This is a genomic window from Phenylobacterium sp., assembly GCF_044236515.1.
In the GTDB taxonomy this organism is placed as follows: domain Bacteria; phylum Pseudomonadota; class Alphaproteobacteria; order Caulobacterales; family Caulobacteraceae; genus Phenylobacterium.
In genome coordinates, this window is sequence record NZ_JBIIGK010000010.1 from 17,989 (window position 1) to 35,519 (window position 17,531).

Below are 17,531 nucleotides of genomic sequence, written 5' to 3' on the forward strand. Positions count from 1 at the left end.
GGAACAGAGAGAGGATCTCCCCAATGGCGTCCGTAGACAGCCTGAAAACCCGCCGCGAGCTCGTGGTGGGCGCCAAGACCTACGCTTACTACAGCCTTCCCGCGGCTGAGGAAGCCGGACTTTCGGGCATTTCGCGCCTGCCGATCTCGATGAAGGTGCTGCTGGAGAACCTGCTGCGCAACGAGGACGGCGTCTCTGTCGGGGAGGCGGACCTCAAAGCCATCGCCGCCTGGCTCGAGAACCGCGGCTCCGTCGAGCACGAGATCAGCTTCCGCCCGGCCCGCGTGCTGATGCAGGACTTCACCGGCGTGCCGGCAGTGGTCGACCTCGCCGCCATGCGCGACGCCATGACCGCGCTCGGCGCCAACCCTGAGAAGATCAACCCGCTGAACCCGGTCGACCTCGTGATCGACCACTCGGTGATGATCGACTACTTCGGCACGCCCAAGGCGTTCGGCCAGAACGTCGAGCGGGAATACGAGCGCAATATGGAGCGCTACAACTTCCTGCGCTGGGGCTCCTCGGCCTTCAACAACTTCCGCGTCGTGCCGCCCGGCACCGGCATCTGCCACCAGGTCAACCTGGAATACCTCGCCCAGACCGTCTGGACGAACGACGTCGACGGCTCGACCGTCGCCTATCCGGACACCGTTGTCGGAACCGACAGCCACACGACGATGATCAACGGCCTGGCCGTGCTGGGCTGGGGCGTCGGCGGCATCGAGGCCGAGGCGGCCATGCTGGGCCAGCCGATCCCGATGCTGATCCCGGAAGTCATCGGCTTCCGCCTGGACGGCGCCCTGCCGGAAGGCGCGACGGCCACCGACCTGGTGCTGACCGTCACCCAGATGCTGCGCAAGAAGGGCGTGGTCGGCAAGTTCGTCGAGTTCTACGGCCCCGGCCTCGCCAACATGACGCTGGAAGACCAGGCGACCATCGCCAACATGGCCCCGGAATATGGCGCCACCTGCGGCTTCTTCCCGGTCACCCAGGCGACCATCGACTACCTTGCCGCCACCAACCGTGCGCCGGAGCGCGTCGCGCTCGTCGAGGCTTACGCCAAGGCCCAGGGCATGTGGCGCGAGCCGACCGACGCCGAGCCGGTGTTCACCGACACCCTCGAGCTCGACATGGGCAGCGTCCAGCCGTCGCTGGCCGGGCCGAAGCGGCCGCAGGACCGCGTGCTGCTGTCGGACGCGGCGCGCGAGTTCACCGGCGCCATGGCCGGCGACGTGTTCGGCAAGCCGCAGGAGATGGTCGAGCGCTTCCCGGTCGCGGGCGAGAACTTCGACCTCGGGGCCGGCGACGTGGTGATCGCCTCGATCACCTCGTGCACCAACACCTCGAACCCGGGCGTGCTGATCGCCGCCGGTCTCGTCGCCAAGAAGGCGGTCGAGAAGGGCCTTAAGGTCAAGCCGTGGGTGAAGACCTCGCTGGCCCCCGGCTCCCAGGTGGTCACCGACTACCTGAAGGCCGCCAAGCTCGATAGGTCGCTCGACGCCCTGGGCTTCAACCTGGTCGGCTACGGCTGCACCACCTGCATCGGCAACTCCGGCCCGCTGGCCGAGCCGATCTCCGAGACCATCCAGAAGAACGACCTGGTCGCCGTCTCGGTGTTGTCGGGCAACCGCAACTTCGAAGGCCGCGTGAACCCCGACGTGCGCGCCAACTACCTGGCCTCGCCGCCGCTGGTGGTCGCCTACGCCCTGGCCGGCTCGATGAAGATCGACCTCGCCAACGAGCCGCTGGGCGAGGGCAAGGACGGAAAGCCCGTCTATCTGAAGGACATCTGGCCGACGACGGCCGAGGTGACGGCGCTGCAGCGCAAGCACGTGACGAACAAGATGTTCGCGACCCGCTATGCCGACGTCTTCAAGGGCGACAAGAACTGGCAGGGCATCAAGGTCAAGGGCGGCCAGACCTATGAGTGGAGCCCGAACTCCACTTACGTGAAGAACCCGCCCTATTTCGAAGGCATGCAGATGGAGCCGGCCCCGGTCGTCGACATCGTCGAGGCCCGCGTGCTGGGCGTGTTCGGCGACTCGATCACCACCGACCACATCTCTCCGGCCGGGTCCATCAAGGCGACCTCGCCGGCCGGCGTCTACCTGCTCGACCGGCAGGTGCCGCAGTCCGAGTTCAACGGCTACGGCGCGCGTCGCGGCAACCACGAAGTGATGATGCGCGGCACCTTCGCCAACATCCGCATCCGCAACAAGATCACGCCGGACATCGAAGGCGGGGTGACCAAGCACTTCCCGTCTCGCGAGACCATGTCGATCTACGACGCGGCCATGCGCTACCAGGCCGAAGGCCGGCCGCTGGTGGTCTTCGCCGGCAAGGAATACGGCACCGGCTCGTCGCGCGACTGGGCGGCGAAAGGCACGAAGCTGCTCGGCGTCCGCGCCGTGGTGGCCGAAAGCTTCGAGCGCATCCACCGCTCGAACCTGGTCGGAATGGGCGTGCTGCCGCTGCAGTTCACCCAGGAAGGCTGGCACAAGCTTGGCCTGACGGGCGAGGAGATCGTCACCATTCGCGGCCTGGCGGACCTCGCCCCCCGCAAGCAGCTGATCATCGAGATGTACCGTCCGTCGGACGGCCGCATCGCCCGCTTCCCGGTTCGCTGCCGCATCGATACGCCGACCGAGCTCGAGTACTTCAAGCATGGCGGCGTGCTGAACTACGTGCTGCGCAGCCTGGCTCGCGCCGGCTGATCGAAAGAGACAGTGAGCGCGGGCGGCTGTCGTCGCCGGCGCTCACGCCTTCTTGAACCCTGGCCGGACGGCAAGTCCGGATAAGTTCCCGACGATGCGGAAAGCCGCTCTTCTCAGCCTCCTGCTGGTCGCGCTTCCGGCGGCGCCCGTCGCCGCCTGGGCGCGTCCCCCCGTGGTCGTGGAGCTGTTCACCGCTCAGGGCTGCGCTTCGTGCGGCGCGGCCAATGCCTTCGTCGCCGAGCTGGCGGAGCGCAAAGGCGTCCTCGCCCTTACCTTCCCCGTCGATTACTGGGACTATCTCGGCTGGACCGACACCTTCGCCAGGCCGGAGTTTGCCGAGCGGCAGAAGGCCTATGTCACGCGCCTGAAGCTGCGAGAGCCCTATACGCCCCAGGTCGTCGTCGACGGCCAGACGCAGACCGCCGGCCGTCAGGCTCAGCGCGTCGAACAGCTGATCAAGGATGCGGCGCGCGCGCCGCGCAATCCGCCCGACATCCGGTTCATGAGCCCGCGCCGCGTCGACGTCGGCACCGGCCGCGTGCCGCGCGGCGGCGCCGAGGTCTGGATGATCCGCTACGACCCGCGCGAGCAGGAGGTCGCCATCAAGAGCGGCGACAATCGCGGCGAGACCATCGTCCACCGCAATGTGGTGCGCGAGATCCGCCGGCTGGGCGCCTGGCGGGGGCGCCCGACCGCTTACCGCATGCCCGAAGCCGAAGACGGACTGGAGACAGTCGTTGTTGTCCAGGGCGCCCGGGGCGGCCGCATCATCGCGGCGGAGGGCGCGGAGTAGATCTCCTCTCCGCCTCGCTGCGCGGGGGAGAGGAGATGTTCAGCTCAAGCGGCGACGCCGGCCTCGTTCAGCCACTCCAGGATCTTCTGCTTGGGCATGGCGCCGACCTTCATCGCCGCCATCTGGCCGCCCTTGAACAGCATCATGGTCGGAATGCCGCGGACACCGTAGCGGCCGGGGGTCATCGGGCTGTCCTCGATGTTCAGCTTGGCGATCACCACCTGGCCGGCGAGTTCGTCGGAGATCTGCTCCAGCGCCGGGGCGATCTGCTTGCACGGCCCGCACCACTCGGCCCAGAAGTCGACCAGCACCGGGCCGTCGGCCTGGAGGACATCATTCTCGAAGGTGTCGTCGGTGATCTTCACGGTGGCCATGAGAAGCTCCTTCTGCGCGCGCCCAAATGCCGGCGCCGCGCTTTCGATCCGCGATGTAGGCGGCAGGCGATCTGGTATCAACCGCCGTGGCGCAGCTCGGCAAGGGTATGAGCCAACAGCTTTTCTGGGATCGGCATCAGCTTCGGCCCGTCGGTCCAGACCAGCGCGGCCTCGATAGCCCGGCCCGGGAAGATCTCGCCCAGCACCGCCGCATAGAGAGCCATCTGGCGCAGGTAGGCGGGATCGGCGTCCTCGACCCGCGCGGGCGAGGGTCGATTGGTCTTGAAGTCCACCACCAGAACACGGCCCGGCAGCACCACCAGGCGGTCTATCCGGCCGGAGATCTTCAGGCCTGGCGGCAGGGCGGCGGCGGTCCCGGCCACCGCCACCTCGGCCCGGCTGCCGGGGCCGAACACCTCGCCGAAGCGGACGTCGTTGAGCACCGCCAGCGCCGCCTCGGCCATCTCCTGCCACTGAGCCTCCGAGAGATCCGCCTCGCGGGTCAGCAACGCCGCCGCGCCCGCGGCGCGCGCCTCAAGCGGAACGTCCGGCAGCAGTTGCAGCAGCCGGTGGATCAGATCGCCACGCCGGAACCGGCCGAGGCCGCCAGCCTGCGCCAGAGGAGACGGCGACGGCGCGCCGGCGCCTTCCCCGAGATCGGACGGCGAGGCGTAGCGGCCGAAGGTCTCAGGCGTCGCCGCCTCGGCGGCCCAGGCGGGCAGGACAGCCACCGCCGCCTGGACGCGAGCCGCCCGGCCCATCGGCCGCGGGTCGGCGCCGAACCGGCGCACGTCGCGGTCGCCGCAGCGGACCGGGCGGACTTCGCCCGCGATCTGCGGGTCCGCCAGGGCTTCGGACAGTGCGGTCCACCACGGCGGGGTCCCGCGCGCGGCCTTGCGCCCGCACAGCACCAACCGGTCGCGGGCCCGGGTGAGGGCGACATAGAGCAGGCGATAGGCCTCCTCCGCCTCGCGTCGGGCGCGTCGGGCCCGGGCGGCGGCGGACGGCGCGCAATCGCCCTTGGCCGAGACGCACCACAGGAAGCCGCCGTCGTCCGTCTCCATCAGAGGCGAGCCGCGCTGGGTCTGGCTGAGGGTGGTTTCCGGCAGGAAGACGATCGGCGCCTCAAGGCCCTTGGCGCCATGGGCGGTCATTACCCGCACTTCTTCGCGCGCCCCCTCCATCTCCCGCTTCACGGTGATGTCGAGGCCTGCGAAGTCGGCGACCAGCGTCTGGAGATCGTGGACGCCGCGGCCCTCGGCCGCCAGCACCTGGGAGAGGAACTCGTCCAGGGCGTCCTGCGCCTCGGCCCCCAGCCGCGTCAGCACCCGCCGGCGCATCGACTGACCATCCCGCCCGACCAGGCCGAGGAAGCGACTGAAGAACTCGAACGGCCGCCCGGCCAGAGCTTGCGCCGCCTGCAGCGTCGCCAGCAGCTCCGAGCCGGCGCTCAGGGCCTGCAGCCGCGTCCAGAGGTTCTCGGCCTCGCGGCCATGCGCCAGAGCGTAGAGCGAGTCGTCGTCGAGGCCGCAGAACGGGCTTTTCAGCAGGGCCGCGAGATTGAGCTCGTCGGTCGGCAACAGGATGAAGCGGGCCAGGGCCAGGAGGTCGTCGAAGACGATGTGCTGCGACAGCGGCAGGCGGTCGGCGCCGGCCACCGGCACGCCCTCGCGCTTCAGGGCGCGCAGGATCTCCTCGAACAGCGCCTTGCGACGGCGGACGAGGATCAGCACGTCGCCCGCGTGGGCGGGTCGCCAGCCGCCGGCCGCCTTGTCGAACACCGCGTCGCCGCGCGCGATCAGCTCCCGGATCTCGCGAGCGATGCGGCGGGCCAGGACGCGGGTCGCGCTGTCCTCACGCTCGACGTCGAGAGGGGCGTCCCAGGCGCTCCGGTCGGCCGTTTCCGGCTCTTCCTCCAGAGGCCAAATGTCGACGCAGCCCGGATGGTCCCGGCGGATCGCGGCGGCGAGGTGCTGCGGCGGGGTGGTGACGCCGTGGATGGCGCTCGACAGCTCCGGCCCGGCGAACACCGCATCGACGAAGCGCAGGACGTGCGGGGCCGAGCGCCAGGAGGTCAGCAGGTCGACCTGCTCGAAGCGGAAGCCGGCGCCAGTCGCCCGGCGGCGGTGGAATTCGAACTCGTGGCGCAGCTGCTCGGGCTGGGCGCCCTGGAAGGAGTAGATCGACTGCTTGAGGTCGCCGACGACGAACATGTTGCGGTCGAGGGCCCGGTCCGCCGGCCGGCCGGCCCCGGCGAAGAATTCCTCGGTCAGCGCGCGGACGATCGTCCACTGGTCCGGGGCGGTGTCCTGCGCCTCGTCGACCAGGACGTGATCGATGCCGCCGTCCAGCTTGAAGAGCACCCAGGCGGCGGCCGGCCGGCTGGCCAGCAGGGCGCAGGTCTTTTCGATCAGGTCGGCGAAGTCGAGGGCGCCGCGCTGAGCCTTTTCGACGCCGTAGGCCTGCAGATAGGCCGCCGCCAGCGTCAGGGCGTCGGCCGTGTCATGGGCCACCTGGGCGCTGCGGATGCGCTCGCGGACGTCGTTCAGGCGGGTCTGCTCGGCCAGCAGGAAGGTGCGGATGGTCGGGTGGCCGTCGAGGACCTTGGCCTTGGCGCACCACTCCGCCTCCTTGCCCTCGCCGCCGGCTGTGAACAGCACCGACAGGCAGTCGGCAAAGCTGGTCTCCGCGCTCTCCGCGATGGCGCGCAGACGGGCCGCGTTCTCCTGGTCGCGCTTGCCGCCCAGCATCAGCACATCGGCGGCGCTGCGCCAGAGGGCCCGGTCGAGGCTCGCCACCGCCGCGCAGGCGAGGTCTTCGGGATCGGTCCCGGCGGCGACGTCGACCTTGCGCCAGACCCAGGCGATGGCGCCCGGCAGGCCGCCTTCGCGGGCGAAGAAGGCGGCCAGTGCGCCACGCCGGGCCTCGAAATCGCGGAACATGCCCTCGAAGGAGGCGAAGTCGAGGAGGGAGAAGCGAGCGAAGGCGTCGGAGACCTGTCCTTCGCCCCGCGCGGCGTATTCGGCTACCCCGTCCTGGGCGGCGCGCGCGATGGCGGCGGCCGAGGCGTCATCCATCACCTGGAACGCGGGCGAGACGCCGGCTTCCAGCGGGAAGCGCCGCAGCAGCTTCTCGCAGAAGGCGTGGATCGTCTGGATCTTCAGGCCGCCGGGCGTTTCCAGGGCGCGGGCGAACAGGCGGCGGGCCTGGGATAGCTGGGCCTCGTCGCGTGGATCGACTGTGCGCCCATCGAGGTCCCGCAACTTTTCAGCCAGTTCCCCGCCGGCCATGACCGACCAGTCGCCAAGCAAGTCGAACAGTCGCCGCTGCATCTCCGCGGCGGCGGCTTTGGTGTAGGTGACGCAGAGGATGCGGGCCGGGTCGGCGCCCTCCAGCAGCAGGCGCGCCACCCGGTCGATCAGGGTCTTGGTCTTGCCGGAGCCGGCGTTGGCGGTGACGAAGGCCGACAGCGTCGGGTCGGCGGCGAGCCGCTGCGGGTCGCCCGACGGTCCCTGGGGTGGGCGGGTGATCAGGTCGAGGCTCATTCCTCACCCTCCTCGCCGCTGGTCGACCATTCGAAGACCCGGGCCAAGTGGTCGTATTCGGAGCGGTAGAGCTTCACGAACTGCGGGGCGATCCGCGAGATGTAGCCCCGATCGGGATCGCGGTAGCGGCGGATCAGCTCGGTGAGCCCGTCGACCGCCGCGTTCACGGCGTCGCGGCTGACCAGCACCTTATCGCCGTCGCCGTTGGGTGCGGCGCGCACCTCGACCTTGCCTGCCGGCTTGCGGCCGGTGACCTGGATATAGGTCAGTTCGCCAGGCTCATGTGCCCCGAGCCCGTCGAAGCCGCCGCGGGCCAGGATGGCGGCCGTCAGGGTCAGCTGCGGCGAGAAGCCGGTCTCGACCATCCTGGCGCTGGGCGCCTGGCCCGTCTTGTAGTCGAGGACATGGGCGAGGCCGTCAGGGGTGATCTCGATGCGGTCGGCCTTGGCGGAGAAGCTGAACGGTCGACCGCCCACGTCGAGGGTCGCCGAGCCTTCCTTTTCGACATGGATTTCCCGGCCGTCGGCGCGGCGACCGGCCTCCAGCTCGACGACCCAGGCGGCGGCCTCGCTGGCCAGCGCCTGCTCTCGGGCAAGGGCGGCGCGGGACATGCCCTGGGCCTCCAGCTCGGCGAGATACAGACTCTTGAATTGCTGGACCGCGTCAGGCGGCAGGTCGGCTGGGAAATCGGTGGCGAACCGCTCGAAGGCGGCGTGGATGGCCGTGCCGCGGATCCGCACGTCGACCGCCTCGTCGGGCGGCGGCAGCTCGCGCAGCTTAAGAATGTCGCGCGCCCAGACGGCATAGGGGTCCCGGGCAAGGGTCTCGATGCGGGTGACGAAAAGCTTGTCCGGGCGGTGGTCGAGGGGAGGCCGGGGCGCAGGGCGCGACGTGGGGCGATAGTCGGTCGGGGCGTCGAGGTCGCGCGCCCAGTCCAGCACCTCGGCACGCCGGGCAAGCTCCACCCCGGCGCCGCGCGCCAGCGTCTCCAGCCGCCACAGCCAGCGCGACTTCACTGACGGGGCGCCTTCGCGGCGCTCGGTGTGCAGGAGAATAACCTCGGGCGCACAGGCGGCCTGGGCGAAATCGTGGGCGGCGAGACCGATGCGGCGCTCGGGCGACGGCAGGCCCAGGCGCTCGCGCATCGGTCGCGACAGGAAGGGATCGAGCGGCGCGCCGCGCGGCCAGACGCCCTCCTCCAGCCCCGCCACGACCAGCCGGTCGGCGCGGACCAGTCGGGCCTCGATGGCGCCGAGAATGCGCAGGCGCGGATGGGTCGCCCCGCCGGCGCGGATACTCTCGCCGGACATCAGCCGTTCCAGCAGGTCGGCGAACCCGCGCGGGCCCACCGTCGGCAGGCCGGCGCCTTCGCGGATCACGCCCGCCAGCAGCCGGCTCATCGCCTCGCCTCCATGGCCGCTCCACAGCGCGCCGGTGTCGCCGGCCTCGTCGCGCGCCAAGGCCTCCATGGTTGCGGCGAGCACCGCGGCGATCTCCGCGGGGCTCTCGCCCGGGGCGTCGAGTCTGGCCAGGGCCTCGCGCAGGCGGGCAGCGATGGCGCGGGCGGGCTCGGATTTGTGCAGCCGGGCGTCCAGCGCCGCCCAGCTCCGCGCGCGCGAGCCGCGTAGGCCCTTGCGGTGCTCGAGCGCCGCGACGCCCTCGGCCCGGGCGAGAGGCTCCAGGCCAAGCCGGACGTAAGGGTGCTTCACCAAACCAAGGAGGGTGACGGGATCGAGCGGATCGACCAGGGCGCGAGCGACGAGGCCGGCGAGCACCCCGCAGTCGCAGCCGGCCAGGCTGACGCCGGCCGACGAGTCCGGGACAACGCCCCAGCGCGCAAGCCGTGCGGTGACGCGGCGGGCCAGGGCCTGGTCGGGCGTCACCAGGGCGGCGGTGAGGTCGGGGGTCTCGAGCGCCTCGCGCAGCAACAGCGCGACCGCTGTCGCCGCCTCCTCCTCGCTGCGGGCCGTGACAAGCGACAGGCCCCCCAGGCCCTCGGCGATGGGGTCGATGCCTTCGCGCTCGCCCTCGCTGCGCAAGCGGCCGATGACGTCCAGCCAGTCGGCGGTCTCCTCGGCCGGACGGAGCGCCTCGTTGACCACCCGCCGCCGCCAGCGGCCGCGGCTGTCGGGGCGGGCCGAGGCGGGCCAGAACGGCACGTCGCGTTTTTCGACGCCCGCCTCGTCGAGCAGCCGCTTCAGCGCGCCCTGCGGGTGCTGCACGTCGATCTTGGCCCAGGCCTTGTCGGCAAGGCCCTCATCGAGGCCCGGCAGCACGACGCAGCCTTGCGGGGCGCGGGCGACCGCCATCAGCAGCGCCCGGGTCGCCGGCGCGGTGCCGGTCGAGCCGGCGGCGACGAGCACGCCGGGCGGCGGTCGCAGCGTCCAGGCCTCGGCCAGCCGGCGCAGCAACCGCACGCGTCGCTCGCTGACGTCGATCACCCCAAGCTCGGCCAGCCGCTTCGGCCACAGCCGCAGGGCGGTCTCCAGGAACTGTCGCGACACCCGCCAGTGCTCGGCGAGGTCGGCCTCGACGAGGTCCGCCAACCGCTCGCCGGCCTCGACCTCCTCGATCTGCAGGCTGTCGAGGAAGCCGCCGAGCGCCTCGGCCAGCTCCAGGGCGCCCGGCGCGGTCAGCTCCCGGCCGAGCAGGCTGGCGTTCTCGGCGACCAGCCGCGTCAGTTCGAATCGGCGCTTCAGGGGGTCGATGGCGGCCGGCAGGTCGAGGGACAGGTCGCCGGGCTCGAAGGGTGGTTCGCCCTCTTCCAGGTCGCCCAGCGGCCGCATCTGCGGCGGCAGAACGGCCCGCCCGCCGGCGGCGGCGACGAAGGCGTCGGCGAGGGCCCGGGCCCCGCGCCGGGTCGGGACCAGAACCACGGCTTGCGACAGGGCCTCGGGACCCTGCGGCGCCAGGGCGTCATAAAGCCCCTGGGCGAGATCAAGGGCGAACGGCCGGTGGGCCGGAATGTTGAACCAGCCCGCGCGCGGCAGGCCGCGGACGGGGGGATCGCTCATGTCAGCCGGGCCTCCGCCGCCGCGCGGGCGCCGGGATCGCCGACATGCATCCAGAACGCCTCCATGGCGACGCCGCACAGGCGGCCCTCGGCCTGCAGCCGCTTCCAGACCGGCAGGATCGAGAAGGCGCCGGCCGGCGAGCCGTCCAGCACCTGCGGCTTCATGATGCCGAAGCCGACGTTGGCGAAGGGCGTCGGCGGCTCCGGGTCCGTGGAATGAGTCAGCCGTCCGAGGTCGTCCATGAAGAAGCCGTTGGGGCCCTCGAAGCCCAGGCCACGACCCCGCCGAACCAGCAGCAGCAGGATGTCCATCCGCTCCGGGTTCCAGGCCGCCTTGAGCGTCTCCAGTGGCGGCTGGCCCTCATTGGTCCAAAGGCTGTCGATGTTGGCGATGAAGATCGGGTCGTCGCCGAGCTTCTCCCGCGCGTGCTGGATGCCGCCGCCGGAATCCAGCAGCGACCCGCGTTCGTCGGAGATCAGCACCTCGAGGTCCGAGCGGGTCGCCAGATGCGCTTCGACCTGGTCGGCCAGATGATGGACGTTGACCACCGCCTTCGTGACGCCGGCCGCGACCAGCCGGTCGAGGACGCGGTCGATCAGCGCCCGGCCGGCGACCTCGACCAATGCCTTGGGCCGCGTCTCGGTCAGCGGCCGCATGCGAGTGCCGAGGCCCGCGGCCAGCACCATAGCCGTCGTCGGCGGGCTCACGTGCGGGCCTCGCGCGGGACGTGTCGGTCGAGCCAGGCGGTCAGGGTGGCGAGTTCGGGCTCGACCAGGCAGCGGTCGAGGTAGCCCCAGAGCCTCGGCATGAACGCCGCGTAGCGCTCCTTGCCGTCGCGGGTCACCAGCCGCGCGAAGATGCCGAGGATGCGGCAGATGTTGAGCGCCCCGAGCGCGTGGTAGTCAGCCAGGAAGGCGGCGCGGTCGAGGTTCGGCCGCAGATCGAAATAGACCGCCAGGGCCGCTGCCTCGCGACCGACGCTGACGTCGCGGCGCGCATCATGCAGCAGCATCGAGAGGTCCCAGGCCGGATGGGCCTTCACCGCATCCTGGAAGTCGAGCAGGCCGACGCGGGCCGGTCCTGCCCGCTCCGGCAGCCAGATCAGGTTCTCGGCATGGTAGTCGCGGTGACAGAAGACGGTGGCGTCGGCTGCGCCCCGCGCCCGGATCGGGGCCCAGATGTCCTCCCAGTCGGCGGCGGCCGTGGCGTCGAAGGCAAGCTCGGGCTTCAGCTTCGGCAGCCATTCGATGAACAGGGCGTCGGCGGTGTGCAGCGCCGTCTCGTCGTAGGTCAGCAGCGGCCAGGCGCAGCCGTCGGCCTCCAGCACCTCTGGCGGGGTGATGGCGTGCAGATGGGCCAGGGCGGAGATCGCGGCGTCGTAGAGCGGCGCCTCGTCCTCACCCGCCTCGATCAGGCGTGCGAACAAATCATCGCCGAGGTCTTCAAGCACCGCCAGGCCGGCCGGGGCGTCGTGGGCGATCACGGCCGGCGCCGACAGGCCCTGCGCGCGCAGCCAGCCGGCGACGGCGACGAAGGCGTCGACCCGCCCGGCCGCGAGGCGGGCAAGGGCGTTATAGCCGAGGGCCGCGCGCTGGTCCGGCGTCGCGTCCGGCGGGCAGGCGACCGTCTCCAGCGCCGGCGGCTGGTCCATAAAAATCAGGAAAGTCCCGTCGCCGCGCTCCAGCCGCTCGTAGCGGCGGGTGGAGGCGTCGCCGGTCAAGGGCACGCGGCGCGCCTCGCCCAGGCCGCAGGCGCGCAGGAACTCCGTCTTCAGGAGATCACGATCAGAACTCAAACGGTCGTCCTCTCCCCACCCGGGATTTCAGGGCGCCATGCGCGGCGATGCGCGCTTGCCGCGCTTCGCCCCCCGAAGCCAGCGAGATCTCTATATCAAGTCGATCGCCGGGGAGTCGCCCCGCCAGTCGCTCCGGCCACTCGATGATCGCGGCCCCATCCTCCAAGGCCTCGTCGAGACCGATCTCGTAGGCCTCGTCGGGCGAGGACAAGCGGTAGAGGTCGAAGTGGGCGACGTTCAGCCGCTCCCCCTCGTAGAACTGCACGAGGGTGAAAGTCGGCGACGGCACCTCCTCGTCGGGCGTCGTCAGGGCGCGGACCATGGCCCGGGCCAAGGTCGACTTGCCGGCGCCGAGCGGCCCGGAGAGGCAGACCGCCTCGCCAGGACCAAGCGTGTCCGCCAGCGCCGCGCCCAGCCGGGCGGTCGCGGCCTCGTCCGGAAGATCGACGATCATGCGAAGGCGGCGTCCGGATCGCGCGCCAGGGCGGTCTCGACGTGCGCCTTGAGGCGCAGGGTGACCTCGGCGGGCTCCCCCTCAAGAGCCGTCGGCGAGATCGGCTGGCCGACGGTGAGGGCGAACTTTCGGCCGCGCTTGTTGAGCAGTTCATGGAAGAGAGTGATGTCTCGCAGCTCCGACGAGACCCGGTGGAAGAGGTGAAACAGGGTCGACCACGGCCCGGCTACATGGATGGGCAACACCGGCGCGGCGTACTTGCGGGCGATCGAGACTGCGCTGACCGCCCACGGCGGATCGGCCAGCCGACCGTCGGCCTGACGTCGTGCGAGCCGGCCGGCCGGGAAGATCACCAGGCAGCGCTCAGCTTCCAGGGCCTCGCGGGTGCGAGTCAGCGTGACACGGGTGCGCTCGCGGGTGCGTTTGGCCTCGACCCACTCGACGGGGATCAGCACCTCCGCCAGGCGGGGGGCGACCCGCATGGCGTCCGCGTTGGCGTAGAAGCAGAGATCGGGACGAAACGCCTTCAGCGCATCGAACACCGCGACGCCATCGGCGATGCCGGTCGGATGGTTGCAGACGACCACCAGGCGGCCCTCGCCTGGAACCCGTTCCAGCCCGCGGGCGACGACATTCAGCGACAGCAGGTCGGAGATATGGTCGAGGCCGGTCTGTCCGGGCAGAGGCGCGATAGTGTCGGCCATCCGCCTCGCCTTGGCGTAGTCCAGCAGGCCGTAGAGCGCCGGGCGAACGACTGGCCAAGCCCGGCTTGCCGACAGCCGCGGGGCGCGCTCTGCGATCAGCACATCGACGATGTGCTCGCGCGCAGCGGCGCGACAGGCGGGGGCGAGGGCCAGCGTCATCGGCGCGAACATGCGCCGCCTGCGCCGGCCGGGGCAAGAAGAGTTCCTCCCCCGAGCGGCGGGGGAGGAACGTGGGCGTTCAGCCTCGGCGGCTCACGATGTCCTTATTGGCCGCACGGGTCTTAGCGCCCTGGCCGCGTTCGGCCTCGGTGCGGTCGGCGCGCTTGGTATGGTTCTGGGAATAGGTCGCGCCCTCGGCGGCTTCGCCCCAATCCTGCTCGGGACGGTCCGACTGGCCGAGCTTGTGGATGTCGACGTTGGCGGGGACACCCTCGCCCAGATCGCCGAAGCTTCGCTCTTCGCCGTCGGGACGGTTGGCGTCTTGCTGGGCGTCGAGATCGCGTTGGCCGACGCCGCCGCCCTGCATGTTGTTGCGGTTGGCGGCCGCGGTATCGGGTTGATAGCTGCGGGAATCTTCGGCCATGGCGGTCTCCTTACTGACTGGATGCGGGATCAAACCCGCCCGCGGCGGCCGCGTTCCTTGCGTCGCGCCCCCGGCGCGGCTAGGCCATCGAGATGCTTTCCGACGCCTACGCCGCCCGGCTCGCGACCGGCGAAATCCGGCCGGACCCGGCGCAGGCGGCCGGCCTTGCGGCGCTCGGCCGGCTGGAGTCCGAACTTGCTCAGGAGGCGCCTGGCGGCTTCAAAGCCCTGTTCAGGAAGCGGCCGGAACGCCGCCGGGGCGTCTACCTCGTCGGCCCGGTCGGCCGCGGCAAGTCGATGCTGATGGACCTGTTCTTCGAGGCCGCGCCGGTCGAGAAGAAGCGGCGGACGCACTTCCACGTGTTCATGGGCGAGATCCACCGCCACATCGACGCCTGGCGCAAGGGCGACGCCACGGCGCGCAAGGCGCGGTTCGGCCAGACCCCCTCGGCCAGGAAGGGGGGCGACGACCCGATCCCGCCCATCGCCGATCTGGTGGCGAATGAGGCGCGGCTGCTGTGCTTCGACGAGTTCCAGGTCACCGACATCGCCGACGCGATGATCCTGGGCCGGCTGTTCGAGGCGCTGTTCGAGCGCGGCGTGACCTTGGTCGCGACGTCCAACCGCTTGCCCGACGACCTCTACCAGGACGGGCTCAACCGCCAGCTCTTCCTGCCGTTCATCGACCTCCTCAAAGCGCGGGTCGAGGTGGTCGAGATCGCTGGACCGCACGACTATCGGCTCGACCGGCTGCGCGCGGCCGGAACATGGTTCTCGCCCAACGATGCGAAGGGACAGGCCGGGTTCGACCACCTGTGGGCCGACATGCTCGCCGGCGAGGAGGAGAGCGGGGCGACCCTCGAGGTGCTCGGCCGGCGGATGACCCTGCCGCACGCCTCTGGCGGGATGGTGCGGGCGACGTTCGCCAGCCTCTGCGCCACGGCCTTGGGGCCGAACGACTACTTGGCGCTCGCCGCCCGTTTCCACACCCTGTTCCTGGAAGACGTGCCGAAGATGACGCCGAGCCTGCGTGAGCAGGCCCGGCGGTTCGTCACCTTGGTCGACGCCCTCTACGAGGCGAAGACGCGGCTGATCGTGCTGGCGGAGGCCGAACCTAGCGAGCTCTACCCGGCCGGCGACGGCGCCTTCGAGTTCGAGCGCACCGCCTCGCGCCTGCAGGAAATGCGCTCAGCCGACTGGCTGGCCGATCGGCCCTAGGTCGGCCAGGTCTCCGGGCTGAGGGCCAGCACCTCGCCTGCGAAATGCAGGCCGCCGCAGATCAGTACGTGGGGCGGAGGGCCGTCGGCGGAGAGTGCGCGGCGCACGGCCGTGGCCGCGTCCGGCGCCGTCTCGACCGCAAGACCGACTGCGCGCGCCGCCGCCGCGATCTCGTCGGCGCTGGCCGCGTTGGGCGAGTCAAAGCTGGTGGCGAAGACCCGCGGATGCATCTCGGCGAAGGCTTCGAGGAAGCCCTGGGAATCCTTGCGCGCGAACATCCCGACCACCAGCACCAGCGGACGCCCGTCGCGGTCGGTGAGACGGGAGGCGGCCTCGGCCAGCGCCAGGCCGGCGTGGGGATTGTGGCCGCCGTCGAGCCAAATGTCCGAGCTGCGCGAACGCGCGAGCGCGGCCAGCGGGCCCTTCGTCAGGCGCTGGAACCGGGCCGGCCAGACCGCCGATGCGACGCCCCGTCCGACGGCGTCCTCGCCAAGACGTGGGTCGAAGGTCAGGGCGGCCGCGACCGCGAGGCCGGCGTTGGCGAACTGATACCCGCCGAACAGGCTGGGCGGCGGCAGGTCCAGCAGGCGCTCGGGCATCTGCACCAGCAGACGGCCACGCTCTTCCCAGGCGTCGAAATCGCGGCCCATCAGCAACATGGGCGCCATGCGGTCGTCGGCCTCCCGCTCGATCATTTCCAGCGCCTCGTCGTGCTGACGGGCGACGACGACGGGGCGGCCGCGCTTGATGATGCCCGCTTTCTCCCAGGCGATCTTGCCGAGGCCGGGGCCGAGCATCTCCAGATGATCGTAGTCCACAGGCGTGATGACGCTGACGGCAGGAGCGTCGAAGACGTTGGTGGCGTCAAACCGGCCGCCGAGTCCGACTTCGACGATACAAACATCGGCCGGCGTCTCGGCGAAGGCCTGTAAGGCCAGGACCGTGGTGATCTCGAAGAAGCTGATCGGCTGGCCGTCGTTCGCCGCCTCGAGGCGGTCGGTGAGGTCGAGGAGCTGGGAGTCCGAGATAAGCTGGCCTGCGACCCGGATGCGCTCGGCGAACCGCACCAGGTGCGGGGACGTCAGCGCGTGGACGATGAGGCCCTGACCCTCGGCGATGGCGCGCAGGTAGGCGACGGTCGAGCCCTTGCCGTTGGTGCCGGCGACATGGATCACGGGCGGCAGCCGTCGCTCCGGATTACCGACGGCGGCCAGCAGTCGCTCGACCCGGCCGGTGGAGAGGTCGATGAGGCTCGGATGGTTGGCGCGCAACCGCTGGATCACCGCGTCGGAGGCGCGGATCGGATCGTGGTCAATGGGCAGCGCAGTCACATCAGGCGGCGGAGGAAAGTCGCTCGCGCCCCATCATCAGCGTCTTCAGGATCGAACCTAGCACCGCCGGCAGTTCCGACCGCGAGACGACCTTGTCGACCATGCCCCGCTCGACCAGGAACTCGGACTTCTGGAATCCCGGCGGCAGGGTTTCGCGGATGGTCTGTTCGATCACCCGGCGCCCCGAGAAGCCGAGGGTGGCGTTGGGTTCGGCCAGGTGGATGTCGCCGAGCATGGCGTAGGACGCCAGCACCCCGCCCGTCGTCGGGTCGGTGAGGACGACGACGTAGGGCAGGCCAGCGGCCTTGACCTCGTTCAGAGCCAGAGTGGTGCGCGCCATCTGCATCAGCGACAGCGTGCCTTCCTGCATCCGGGCGCCGCCGGAGGCGGTGAAGATCACAAACGGGACGCCGCGTTTGACGGCTTCCTGCGCGGCCTTCACGAAGGTCTCGCCGGCGCCGATGCCGAGCGAGCCGCCCATGAAGGCGAAGTCCTGGACGACAACCACGGCCGGCTGGCCCTGGATGTGGCCATAGCCGATGGCCATCGAGTCCTGCTCGCCGGTCGACTTGCGGGCAGCCTTCAGGCGCTCGTTGTACGGGCGCTCGTCAGGGAACTTCAGCGGGTCGTCGGTCATGACCGGCGAGGCGATGCGTTCGAACTGCCCGTCGTCGAAGGTGTAGCGCAGGCGCTGGGCGACGCCGATCCGCATGTGGCTGCCGGACGGAGTGACCCACTGGGCCGCCTCCAGGTCCGGGCGATAGATCATCTCGCCGGTGTCCGGGCATTTGACCCAGAGGTTCTCCGGCGTTTCGCGCTTGGCGAAGGCGTTGCGGACGCCGGGCGCGATCCGCGCCAGCCAGCCGCGACGTTCCCGAGACGCAGGACGCGCCGGCTTTTCGTTCTTGGTCTCAGCCATCGCCATAGGTTCTAGACCGCCGTGGATTGGCCATCGCGCGCGAAGCGCACAGACTTAGCCAGGGATTCAGCTTTGGAAAGAACTCGCT

Annotated in this window: 13 protein-coding genes; 3 read left to right on the plus strand and 10 right to left on the minus strand. The window is 70.7% G+C overall.

All coding sequences use genetic code 11. The features are described from left to right. Nucleotides 1-23 precede the first annotated feature (23 nt). On the plus strand, nt 24-2,714 hold the full coding sequence (gene acnA, locus ACILRF_RS02210; RefSeq protein ID WP_395670633.1) for an aconitate hydratase AcnA: 2,691 nt from the start codon (nt 24-26) through the stop codon (nt 2,712-2,714). Between the two features lie 94 nt (nt 2,715-2,808). Beyond that, entirely contained in the window at nt 2,809-3,507 is a 699-nt protein-coding gene (locus ACILRF_RS02215; RefSeq protein ID WP_395670634.1) for a DUF1223 domain-containing protein, read from the plus strand. 44 nt (nt 3,508-3,551) lie between these two features. Here ACILRF_RS02215 and trxA read toward each other — a convergent pair whose 3' ends face one another. The 8 genes from trxA to ACILRF_RS02255 all read right to left on the minus strand — a co-directional run bounded on the left by trxA (nt 3,552) and on the right by ACILRF_RS02255 (nt 13,976). Further along, on the minus strand, nt 3,552-3,881 hold the full coding sequence (gene trxA / locus ACILRF_RS02220) for a thioredoxin (protein WP_395670635.1): 330 nt from the start codon (nt 3,879-3,881) through the stop codon (nt 3,552-3,554). A 77-nt stretch (nt 3,882-3,958) separates the two neighbouring features. Next, nucleotides 3,959-7,426: a double-strand break repair helicase AddA gene (addA, locus tag ACILRF_RS02225; protein WP_395670636.1), complete on the minus strand. Its 3,468-nt coding sequence runs from the start codon at nt 7,424-7,426 to the stop codon at nt 3,959-3,961. Next, nucleotides 7,423-10,440, minus strand: coding sequence for a double-strand break repair protein AddB (gene addB, locus ACILRF_RS02230; protein WP_395670637.1), 3,018 nt, complete (start codon nt 10,438-10,440; stop codon nt 7,423-7,425). The genes addA and addB overlap by 4 nt, the downstream gene beginning before the upstream one ends. Beyond that, on the minus strand, nt 10,437-11,126 hold the full coding sequence (locus tag ACILRF_RS02235) for a nucleotidyltransferase family protein (RefSeq protein ID WP_395670645.1): 690 nt from the start codon (nt 11,124-11,126) through the stop codon (nt 10,437-10,439). The genes addB and ACILRF_RS02235 overlap by 4 nt, the downstream gene beginning before the upstream one ends. 17 nt (nt 11,127-11,143) lie before the next feature. Next, a complete protein-coding gene (gene amgK, locus ACILRF_RS02240; RefSeq protein WP_395670638.1) occupies nt 11,144-12,235 on the minus strand; it encodes an N-acetylmuramate/N-acetylglucosamine kinase AmgK in 1,092 nt (363 codons plus the stop codon). Beyond that, nucleotides 12,225-12,689: a tRNA (adenosine(37)-N6)-threonylcarbamoyltransferase complex ATPase subunit type 1 TsaE gene (tsaE, locus tag ACILRF_RS02245; protein ID WP_395670639.1), complete on the minus strand. Its 465-nt coding sequence runs from the start codon at nt 12,687-12,689 to the stop codon at nt 12,225-12,227. Before tsaE ends, amgK begins: the two co-directional genes overlap by 11 nt. Then, nucleotides 12,686-13,564 carry a GNAT family N-acetyltransferase gene (locus ACILRF_RS02250; protein WP_395670640.1) on the minus strand — a complete coding sequence of 293 codons (879 nt, stop codon included), beginning with the start codon at nt 13,562-13,564 and terminating at the stop codon, nt 12,686-12,688. Before ACILRF_RS02250 ends, tsaE begins: the two co-directional genes overlap by 4 nt. Before the next feature lie 67 nt (nt 13,565-13,631). Continuing rightward, the gene (locus tag ACILRF_RS02255) at nt 13,632-13,976 is read right to left on the minus strand and encodes a hypothetical protein (protein ID WP_395670641.1); all 345 of its coding nucleotides are present in this window, start codon (nt 13,974-13,976) and stop codon (nt 13,632-13,634) included. Between the two features lie 92 nt (nt 13,977-14,068). Between ACILRF_RS02255 and zapE the strand changes: the two genes are divergently transcribed. After that, nucleotides 14,069-15,193 carry a cell division protein ZapE gene (gene zapE / locus ACILRF_RS02260; RefSeq protein WP_395670642.1) on the plus strand — a complete coding sequence of 375 codons (1,125 nt, stop codon included), beginning with the start codon at nt 14,069-14,071 and terminating at the stop codon, nt 15,191-15,193. Here the strand turns inward: zapE and ACILRF_RS02265 are convergent. Together ACILRF_RS02265 and accD are read right to left on the minus strand one after the other, a co-directional pair. Continuing rightward, the gene (locus tag ACILRF_RS02265) at nt 15,190-16,524 is read right to left on the minus strand and encodes a bifunctional folylpolyglutamate synthase/dihydrofolate synthase (RefSeq protein WP_395670643.1); all 1,335 of its coding nucleotides are present in this window, start codon (nt 16,522-16,524) and stop codon (nt 15,190-15,192) included. The genes zapE and ACILRF_RS02265 overlap by 4 nt on opposite strands. Before the next feature lies 1 nt (nt 16,525). Next, a complete protein-coding gene (accD, locus tag ACILRF_RS02270) occupies nt 16,526-17,449 on the minus strand; it encodes an acetyl-CoA carboxylase, carboxyltransferase subunit beta (protein ID WP_395670644.1) in 924 nt (307 codons plus the stop codon). Nucleotides 17,450-17,531 lie beyond the last annotated feature (82 nt).